Origin of the sequence: Rothia amarae (assembly GCF_042677725.1) — a bacterium.
Taxonomy (GTDB): domain Bacteria; phylum Actinomycetota; class Actinomycetes; order Actinomycetales; family Micrococcaceae; genus Rothia; species Rothia amarae.
Map to the genome: position 1 here is coordinate 148,664 of NZ_JBHUCN010000002.1, position 8,557 is coordinate 157,220.

Annotated in this window: 11 protein-coding genes; 5 read left to right on the plus strand and 6 right to left on the minus strand. The window is 53.5% G+C overall.

Going from position 1 to position 8,557, the window contains the following annotated elements; genetic code table 11:
- Positions 1-2,025 (plus strand): Stk1 family PASTA domain-containing Ser/Thr kinase (gene pknB, locus ACFR81_RS00850; protein ID WP_377148589.1); only part of this gene is annotated, 2,025 nt, incomplete at its 5' end.
- A 45-nt stretch (positions 2,026-2,070) separates the two neighbouring features.
- Here the strand turns inward: pknB and ACFR81_RS00855 are convergent.
- The 3 genes from ACFR81_RS00855 to ACFR81_RS00865 are packed head-to-tail and all read right to left on the minus strand — an operon-like array spanning position 2,071 to position 3,743.
- Positions 2,071-2,706: an aminodeoxychorismate/anthranilate synthase component II gene (locus tag ACFR81_RS00855; RefSeq protein ID WP_145177186.1), complete on the minus strand. Its 636-nt coding sequence runs from the start codon at positions 2,704-2,706 to the stop codon at positions 2,071-2,073.
- Between the two features lie 30 nt (positions 2,707-2,736).
- The gene (locus ACFR81_RS00860; protein ID WP_343875981.1) at positions 2,737-2,898 is read right to left on the minus strand and encodes a hypothetical protein; all 162 of its coding nucleotides are present in this window, start codon (positions 2,896-2,898) and stop codon (positions 2,737-2,739) included.
- Between the two features lie 29 nt (positions 2,899-2,927).
- Positions 2,928-3,743, minus strand: coding sequence for a class E sortase (locus ACFR81_RS00865; RefSeq protein WP_145177183.1), 816 nt, complete (start codon positions 3,741-3,743; stop codon positions 2,928-2,930).
- Positions 3,744-3,899: 156 nt separating this feature from the next.
- Between ACFR81_RS00865 and ACFR81_RS00870 the strand changes: the two genes are divergently transcribed.
- Positions 3,900-4,205, plus strand: coding sequence for a cell division protein CrgA (locus tag ACFR81_RS00870; protein ID WP_233126043.1), 306 nt, complete (start codon positions 3,900-3,902; stop codon positions 4,203-4,205).
- Between the two features lie 9 nt (positions 4,206-4,214).
- Complete coding sequence (locus ACFR81_RS00875; protein WP_145177180.1) at positions 4,215-4,442, plus strand: long-chain fatty acid--CoA ligase; 228 nt, start codon at positions 4,215-4,217, stop codon at positions 4,440-4,442.
- 8 nt (positions 4,443-4,450) lie between these two features.
- Here the strand turns inward: ACFR81_RS00875 and ACFR81_RS00880 are convergent, their stop codons facing one another.
- Positions 4,451-5,599 carry a histidine kinase gene (locus ACFR81_RS00880; RefSeq protein WP_343875987.1) on the minus strand — a complete coding sequence of 383 codons (1,149 nt, stop codon included), beginning with the start codon at positions 5,597-5,599 and terminating at the stop codon, positions 4,451-4,453.
- 163 nt (positions 5,600-5,762) lie between these two features.
- Here ACFR81_RS00880 and ACFR81_RS00885 point away from each other — a divergent pair, with 163 nt between their 5' ends.
- Complete coding sequence (locus ACFR81_RS00885) at positions 5,763-6,434, plus strand: response regulator (protein ID WP_068172007.1); 672 nt, start codon at positions 5,763-5,765, stop codon at positions 6,432-6,434.
- A gap of 96 nt (positions 6,435-6,530) precedes the next feature.
- The gene (locus ACFR81_RS00890; protein WP_343875990.1) at positions 6,531-7,238 is read left to right on the plus strand and encodes a carbohydrate kinase family protein; all 708 of its coding nucleotides are present in this window, start codon (positions 6,531-6,533) and stop codon (positions 7,236-7,238) included.
- Positions 7,239-7,416: 178 nt separating this feature from the next.
- Here the strand turns inward: ACFR81_RS00890 and ACFR81_RS00895 are convergent, their stop codons facing one another.
- Both ACFR81_RS00895 and ACFR81_RS00900 read right to left on the minus strand, forming a co-directional pair.
- Positions 7,417-8,160 carry a hypothetical protein gene (locus ACFR81_RS00895; protein ID WP_343875992.1) on the minus strand — a complete coding sequence of 248 codons (744 nt, stop codon included), beginning with the start codon at positions 8,158-8,160 and terminating at the stop codon, positions 7,417-7,419.
- Positions 8,157-8,525, minus strand: a complete 369-nt coding sequence (locus tag ACFR81_RS00900; RefSeq protein ID WP_068172012.1) for a PadR family transcriptional regulator — start codon at positions 8,523-8,525, stop codon at positions 8,157-8,159. Before ACFR81_RS00900 ends, ACFR81_RS00895 begins: the two co-directional genes overlap by 4 nt.
- Between the last annotated feature and the right edge of the window lie 32 nt (positions 8,526-8,557).

Below are 8,557 nucleotides of genomic sequence, written 5' to 3' on the forward strand. Positions count from 1 at the left end.
TACCGAGTCAATGAGAAGATTGGCTCGGGCGCAATGGCGACCGTTTACTCGGCTGAAGACACTCGCCTGGGCCGCCAGGTAGCTCTGAAGATTTTGCGACCGGAGCATGCTAGTGATGAGACGTTCCGCGCTCGTTTTCGGCGTGAAGCGGAGTCTGTCGCTGCTCTCAATCACCCTAATATTGTGAGTGTTTATGACACGGGTGTTTTCGAGTCGGCGCAGGGCAACCAGTCGGTACAGGTTCCTTTCCTGGTGATGGAGCTTTTGCCAGGTAAGACCCTACGCTCGATTCTTTCCGAACGCGGTGAGCTTCCTGTCCATGAGGCTATTGCCTATGGCGCGCAGGTTCTTGAGGCTCTCCAATATGCGGCGAATGCGGGCATTGTGCACCGCGATATCAAGCCTGCTAATGTGATGGTTTTGCCGCGGACTGATGAAGATGTTTCGAAGGAGCAGTTTGGGCAAGTCAAGGTCATGGATTTCGGCATTGCCCGGGCGATGGCAGCACCTGATAGCTCGCTGACTAAGGCAAACACTGTCATGGGGACTGCCCGTTACATTTCTCCTGAGCAAGCGCGCGGAGAAACCGTAGATTCCCGTAGCGACATATATTCAGCGGCGTGCCTCATTTACGAGATGCTCTGTGGCCGTTCGCCCTTTAACGCTGATTCGAACGTCGATCTTGCCGGTAAGCATCTAAGTGAAACCGCTGAGGCTCCTAGCGCCCATGCGCGTCAGGCTCTTTCGCCGGCTCTCGATGCGGTTTTAGGTAAGGCCTTGGCTAAGTCTCGGCAGGATCGCTTCCAAACCCCCAGCGATTTCCGTTTCGCGCTTTTGGACGCCGAGCAGCACCCTGGTTCTGCGCCCCTCTACACGGGTGAGGATACTCAGCCCACCACAGCTTTAGCCGCTACTTCCGCAACTGGATCCACGGCCGCTGGTGCAGCTGCCGGTGGGGCAGCAGGCTATGCAGCGGCGTCGAGCACCGATACCGCTCCCCCGGTTGAAGAAGCCGGTCTGGGAGGCTGGTTCGATAACGCACAGTCCGAATACACGGACGAAGAGCTATACGAATACGAGCGCAATGAGGCGCTGGCAAAGAAGAAACGACGACGTCAGGCATGGGTTCGTGTTCTCACCGGCATGTTGATTGCGGCTCTGGCACTGTTCTCCATTGGAACCGTTCTCTACTACCAGAATGAGCTCAATAGGGTTCCAACCCATGCGCTGCCTGCAATGCAGGGGATGGAGCGCGAAGAAGCAGCTAACACTTTGCGCAATAACAATATTTCGGTGAAGTGGGAAGAAGAATACTCGGACAAGATCGAGAAGGATCACATCATCAAGACCTCACCGGTGACCGGTACTGAGGTTGAAGAAGGTTCAGAGGTAACTTTGACGGTTTCTAAGGGTCCTTCAAAGGTGAAGATTCCTGATAATTTAAGCGGTCAGTCTGAGGCGTACGTGCGTACTGCGCTAGAGCAGGCTGGTTTTGTAGCCGGTCGAACTTCTACGGTCAATAGCGCCAGCGTTCCCACGGGCATGGTGGTTGCTACTTCCCCTAAAGCGGGCGAGCAGGTGGATGCCGGCTCTACCGTAGACATTGTGCTGTCCAACGGTAAGGTTCAGGTACCGAATGTCACCGGCATGACCCGCGATCAGGCTATTGCGGCACTTTCTGACTCTGAAGTTATGCTCAGCACCAACATTGAGACTACTCAGACCAACTCAGCCCCTGCTGGCACAGTGGTTTCTCAGAGTGCTGCTGCGGGTAGCTCGGTTGAGCAGGGTAGCACGGTGACTATTAAGGTAGCTCAGACTCCTACGCCGACGGCGGCGCCAGTGCCTACTCGTGCAGCTCCTTCGGTCTCGGCACCTGCTGATTCTGAGAATAGCGATGCAGCAGATCTGACTCCCGGCGGAAACCCATCGCCTACTCCGTCTGCGAGCGCATCAGCTCCCACGCCGGCAGAAACTAGTGCGTCGCCTACCCCGAGAGCATCGGCGTCTAGCCGTAACAGGTAATTCGCCCGCGGGATCTGTAACCATAGAGCCTGGGGCTTGAAGGTGTTATGAGCCGATGAGCGGTGAAAGTGATTTCGCCCTCTCGGCTGCACCTTCGAGCCCCAGGCTTTCTAGCCAGTTACCTAGCATGAGGTAGCCGCCTTCGGTGAGCACCGATTCGGGGTGGAACTGTACGCCGTGCATGGGGGCGCTTTGATGGGCAAGCCCCATGATGATTCCGTTATCGGTGGTGGAGGTGACGGTGAGTTCCTCGGGCATAGTTTCCGGCACGACGGCGAGGCTGTGGTAGCGGGTAGCGGTGAAGGGGCTGGGTACGTCTTTGAACACCGACTCGTTCTGATGAACCAGCTGGGATGTTTTGCCGTGCATGAGCTCGGGTGCGTGCGTAACGGTACCGCCGAATGCTTCAGCAATTGCTTGGTGCCCTAGGCATACTCCCAGCAGGGGTTTGTGTGCTTTTGCGGCCCATTTGATGACGTCGATGATAACTCCGGCGTCTGCTGGTGCACCCGGACCGGGAGAAACCAAGACGCCGTCGTGTTCTTGTGCCAGTTCGATGGTGGCTTCGGCGGTGAGATCATCGTTGCGGATAACCGTGATGTCTGCACCTAACTGTTCGAGGTAGCCCACCAGGGTAAACACGAAGCTGTCGTAGTTATCTATTACGAGAATTTTAGTCATAGGTTTGGGGCCTCCAGTTACTGAGAAGTGCTATTGGTCGATGGTGACATCGCGGTAGAAGGGGCTGTATTCCACGAAGGTGGGGAATACGAATTCCAACAGGCACCAGATCACTAGCGCTATGAGGGCAATGGCAATCAGAATACGCATCCAGAGAGGCCCGGGAAGATGCCTAAAAATCCATCCGTACATGGGTTTTACCTTACTCTTGGGACAGGGTTTTAGAGGCCAACAGCTGCTTTGATTTCGTCTGGTGCGCCGGCTGAGAGCGGCTGCCAGGAGTCGAATTTTGCGTGGACGATATAGCGTTCGGTATCGCCGTAGCGTGGGTGGCAGGTGGTGAGCGTGAGAAGACGCTCGGTGGGTTGAGCGCCGGGATGAGCGGGGTCGGGGGCGATGACGCTCATTTCGGTCGGTAACACGATTTTGGTTTCGTAGACCGTGTAGGTGTAGAAGCCTTGAGCTGTTTGAATGTAAATATGGTCGCCCTGTTGAATTTCTTCTACCCGGTCGAGTACTGCGCCGTTGGTTTGGCGGTGGCCAGCCAGGGAGAAGTTTCCGATGTCGCCTGGCATGGCGGTGCCGTCGTAGTGCCCCAGCCCTAGGGCGTCGAGGACGTCGGTGCTGGTGCCTTCAGCAAGGGGGCGCTGGTAGCTTTCGCCAAAGCGTGGAATGTAGGCGATACCGTATGCCTCGCCGTGGCCAGGTTCTGCGGTGATTTCAGGTGTTTGCGGATCCCAGTTCGGCTGAGGTTCGGCAGTAGCATGGTCAGAAGTCTTGGAGGGCTTACTCTGATCCTTGGCTGCTTGCTTGAATTCTTGGGACAGCGATTGTACGGCGTCCTCTTGTGTTGCGTTCGCTTCGAGGTTGGTCCACCAGAGTTGCCAGACAACGAAGAGCAGGAGCACTAGGCCCACTGTGATGAGGATTTCGCCGAAGATTTGTACCGCCCACCCCCCCTTGCTTTTGGGGCGCGCGTGGTCAGCGCGGGAGGACGCCGCAGCGTTCTGCCGTAAGGATGGCGGGGTATGAGTCATTGAACTTCCTGTCAACAGTTTCCTGTGAACCCGCATGAATGAGCTATTTGTTAGGTCTTCACGCACATGAAAGGATAAGATTTACAGCAGTATTCCTGTGTCTATCTTCAGGTTAAACCGTACATGATGAGCTCCCTTTCGGGGCGTGGAGGAAACGTGGCTGAGTCAGCAAAAAAGAAATCATCTCAAGGATCAGTATCCAGTGAGGATCGCGAGTTTGAGGCGAATGAGGCAGCTCTGCGCCGTATTGCTAAAGAGATGACTGTTGATGAGTTCGCTTCTCCTACCCCCCTGTGGTATCGCGTGATTATGTTTTCGCTCGTGGTGCTGGGCATCTTGTGGATTATGACTTTCTACATCACTGAGGCTCGCTTCCCTATTGCAGCTATTGGCATGTGGAACATCGCCATCGGGGTGGGTCTTATGATGTCCGGCATGATTATGATGACTCGCTGGAAATAGGACGTTCCATTGACTTCTTTTTCCCGCGATAATGATTCCTCCGCTTCAACCCCTGAAGCAGAGACTAAGCCTGAGGTTACTAACCCTAAGAACCTCGCCCCTGTAGACCCGAACGAGTCCCGCGCAGAACGTGAAGATATTAAAGCTGCGATTTTAGAGACTAGACTACGCCGCTGGGCGCTGATTGGGTTTATTGTGGCGGCTATTGTCTACTTTATTTGGCAAGGTCTAGCGTAAATTCGCCTTTATGTCTCAAAAGGCATTTTAAGGTCCATAATCCACCGGTCGCCAGGAAGAGAGTGACTCTCCAGGGTTCCACCGAGCGGTTTCACGCGTTCGGTAAGTCCTAAGAGACCAAAACCTGAGCTGGGGAAGACCAACTGGTCTTTAGTTTTGCCGGTGTCATTGGTGAGCGAATATTCCAGCGCATGGTCGCTGGCGCTGAGGTGCACTTCGACGTCGCCCCCTGCTCGTCCATGCTTGATGGTATTGGTGACTGATTCGGTCACTACGCGCGACAAAGTGGGCGCGAAGCTTTTAGGTACTTGGCTGAAATCGCCGTCGATGTCATAGGTAACGTTGTACCCAAAGTTCTCTAGTTGCTTAACCTGTTTGAGAACGGTTTCTCGCAAATCGGAGCTCATTGCCTGGTGTTCAGGTGCGAGCATTTTGCTATCTTTTTCCACCCGCATAACCGCCAGCAGGCGGCGTAGCTCTTGCAGGGCAGTGCGTGATTGGGTGCCTATCAACCCGAGGATTTCGTCTTTACCATCAGCATCTGCATAGCGAGCAGTTCGTGCCTGCATGGCGATAACGGTGAGTTCATGGGCGACGACGTCGTGCAGTTCGCGCGCAAGATTGCGGCGCTCTTCGTCTGCTGCATGATATGCCGCTTCAAGTCGTTGCTCATACGCTACTTTGTGTGCTGTATTGCGTTCAACCTGTAACCGGGCCACGATGGGAACCACGATAAAGGGAATGATGTTGCCGAGTGTCCCTAGCAGAATTTGCACCGAATCAGTAGACGCAGACTGAAACATGCCAAAAGCAAAGTAATAAATATAGATAGCGACTGTAGGCAACCAAAACCAAGCGGACATAGAGTAAGCAATTATCGCTGTAGAAAAGATTGCGGCTAACCGCCAGAATTCATCATTGTGAGGGTTGAAGTGCAAAGCAATAAGCAGTACCCATAACGAACCAATGGCAAGAGGGCTTCGGAAAAATGTTAGCCCAATAGTCAGCAGATAGGATATCGGCACGATAATGAACAGAAGGGGCGGAACCCCGTCTGCAACGCCTGATTTGAAATATTTGGCATCGTAGAGCGCAAGCAGGATATACCCCACGGCCAATGAACCGGTAACGGTCCGAGGCGGGGGTGAAAAATGCATGTTTTTAATGAGGTCTAAATACCCCATCCGGTTGTTTCTACTTTGCACATTTCTATATTTCCATGTGAACCGGCGGATTTATACCCGCTAAAGACTGATTTTGCGCTCTCTTTTTGCTTTCTTTGTACTGCTTAAGTATGAATAATCGCTATGCTGGGGACTAATGGATACTTTGAAAATACTTGTGGTAGACGACCAAAGCCTCATGCGTCAGGCTATGACCTCTTTTGTGACGTTTGAGAAGGATATGGAAGTGGTTGCTCAAGCGTCTGACGGTGCTGAGGCAGTAAATTTGGCGTTGCAGCTGAAACCCGATGTTATCCTCATGGATTTGCAGATGCCTGTGATGAACGGGATTGATGCGACCTCTAAAATCACGGCGGCTTTACCTTCAACTAAGGTTTTAGCGGTTACGACTTTTCATTCTGAAGACTATGTGGTTCCTGCGCTTAAGGCGGGAGCGAGCGGTTATATTGTCAAGGATTCTGAGCCTGAGGACATTATTAACGCTATCCGATCGGTTCATGAGGGAAACTCGGTTCTTTCGCCGTCCATCGCCCGGTTGCTGGTGGACAATTTAGCGGAAGAGGCGGTAGAGCGTCGAATGACGGCTACCGACGTCTATGAGTGGTCCCAGCTCACCAGCCGCGAGAGGGACGTCGTGAAGTTGTTGTGTGATGGGTATTCGAACCGGGAAATCGCTTCGACCTTGTTTTTGTCTGAACCTACAGTGAAGACACACGTGGCTCATATTGCTTCTAAGGTGGACGCACGTGATCGCCTCCAAATTGTGGTCAAGGCGTACCGCTCAAATGTGTTGAAGACGTGGGACTAACTAGCGACTGAACGGTAGTTCTTTTCTTCCGCTGATTAACGCATGATATTTTCTAGGGCTGTTTTGCCTGGTTAGAACCTCAATCTGGGAGATATTATGCGTTTTTCTGTGGCTTCACATCGTCTGCTGTCTGTGTTGGCTTTGATGCCGTTGGCACTGTGGTCTGTCACGGGATGCGCTTCTCATACTGATGCGATTTCCCCGGCGGAGTCTTCGACGAGTGTTTCTGCTGATCCGTCGGAGACTCCTGAGGCGTTGGGCGCGGAGTCTGCGTTGGAGGATAGTAGCGCCAGTGCTGAACCAAGTTTACAAAGTGAACCAGCACCTGCGAGTTCTGCTTCTGTTGAAAATACAGAACCGGTTGAGAGCCCCGCGGTTGCGCCTGAGACGCCGGCTGCTGAGGAGACTTCAGCGGCGCCTTCTGCGGAGGTGCCCTCCCCGAGCGTCCCCGGTCTAACTGCGAATGAGCAGGAAAACGCGGCGATGAAGGCGTCTGCGGAAGAGTTGCAGAAAGCAGATGAGGAACGTGCCGCTGCGTTGACTGCACAGGGGAAGGATCCGGAGGATCCTTATCTGAAGTACGGTGACATCCTGTGTGGCAATGGTATCCTGCCCGCACCCGAGGAGATTAAGGCGATGGGTGCTGGGGATGCTTATTTAGCGTGGTACACCAAATTTGCTGAGTCGGCACCGCAAGAGGTCAAAGCAATGAGTGATGCTAACCGGACTGCCGCCGAAACCAACAGTATGGTCAAGGCTCAGCCCGACCGCCAGAAGTGCGCACAATATGGTCTGGGTGGTTAGCAGATAAAAAGTGGCTCTTATGTTTTGCGGGATACCACGAAAGATCAACAGCAGAGAACTATCTACGGTTTAGATAAGAACATCTAAAAGGAAAATGTAGGGCTAAAATCTGCCGCTGACACTGTGACAAGTTCGGAATGTATCACCGGTAGCTAAAATTAGAAACTATTTGGCTCCCCTAAACCATCCAGAACGAAATCAACGTATCGATCACTGCGTAAAGAGGAATGAGCAGTGCCGGGAGAACAGATACCATCGTGCTCAATTTTTTAGCCCGCTCTTGTTCCTGCCCTGAATCTAGCGGGGAGACCAGCGCATCGTCGTCCTCTTTCGCCGCTTTATAGCTAGAGCGCACCGCCCACGCTGTAGCAACAAGCAACAGGACGCCGGAGCCTACCGCCACGGGCATAGCAGGCACATTGACGATGAGTGGCAGATCTTTCTGAGAGGCTATCGCGCCACTAACACCCAGGCCGATGGCAAGAATAAACCCAAGAATGAGAATCCACGGTTTTTCAATGAGCGTGCGTATTCTCAGCCCAAAAATCATGGCAAGAATAACCACGAGCGAGCCCGCCCAGCAGCCCAGCACAACGCCGTTCAACATGAAGTTATGGGCGTTAGCCACCGCCCGCATGGAGTAAGTAAACACGAACAGTATGAACACCTGCAAGAGCATGGGGAGCACAATACTCACATACTCGCCAGGTTGCTCAGGCACAGAGTAACCTAGGGACCGCGCATAATCCTTAGGAGCACCGAAGGATTGCTCCGGCGCCTCCCCTGTTTCTTCGCAGTGGCTAAACACGGTCGTCAGCTCGTCACCGATCGTCGCGCCAGAAACTCCCTCCAGGCGTAGCTCGATGACAAAGGCATCCACCCATTTCTTGTGAGTCGCACTCCACTGTTTGAGATCACTCATGACTGTTCCTTTGCTATATCTGTTTGCTCTGTTGGTTCGGCGAGCAGTGCACTCACGCGGTCACTAAAGAACTTCCACTGCTCTCGTGATTGTGCGAGTTCAGCACGGCCATCAGGAGTAAGGGAAAAATATTTTCGCCCGGGTCCACCCTCCCCTGCACGCCATTCGGTGCGCACGAGCCCGCGTTTTTCAAAGCGGGTCAGCAGGGGGTAGAGAGTTCCGCCCTTTATTTCCCCCAGACCGGCAGCTTCAAGCGCGCCGATGATGGCGTACCCGTAGGTGGCTTCGTCGGCAAGAATTTGCAGGACGCACGGCCCCAATACTCCGCGTAGCCACTCGGAGGGGTATTCGCTGGGTTCTGTCATATCTATATAGTTACATTAAGTAGTTAGGCTGT

What these genes read in the sequence shown, in the direction of transcription:
- ACFR81_RS00855 (WP_145177186.1), bottom strand. Translation starts at nt 2,706, where the DNA reads ATGACTAAAATTCTCGTAATAGATAACTACGACAGCTTCGTGTTTACC.
- ACFR81_RS00860 (WP_343875981.1), bottom strand. Translation starts at nt 2,898, where the DNA reads ATGTACGGATGGATTTTTAGGCATCTTCCCGGGCCTCTCTGGATGCGT.
- ACFR81_RS00865 (WP_145177183.1), bottom strand. Translation starts at nt 3,743, where the DNA reads ATGACTCATACCCCGCCATCCTTACGGCAGAACGCTGCGGCGTCCTCC.
- ACFR81_RS00880 (WP_343875987.1), bottom strand. Translation starts at nt 5,599, where the DNA reads ATGCATTTTTCACCCCCGCCTCGGACCGTTACCGGTTCATTGGCCGTG.
- ACFR81_RS00885 (WP_068172007.1), top strand. Translation starts at nt 5,763, where the DNA reads ATGGATACTTTGAAAATACTTGTGGTAGACGACCAAAGCCTCATGCGT.
- ACFR81_RS00890 (WP_343875990.1), top strand. Translation starts at nt 6,531, where the DNA reads ATGCGTTTTTCTGTGGCTTCACATCGTCTGCTGTCTGTGTTGGCTTTG.
- ACFR81_RS00895 (WP_343875992.1), bottom strand. Translation starts at nt 8,160, where the DNA reads ATGAGTGATCTCAAACAGTGGAGTGCGACTCACAAGAAATGGGTGGAT.
- ACFR81_RS00900 (WP_068172012.1), bottom strand. Translation starts at nt 8,525, where the DNA reads ATGACAGAACCCAGCGAATACCCCTCCGAGTGGCTACGCGGAGTATTG.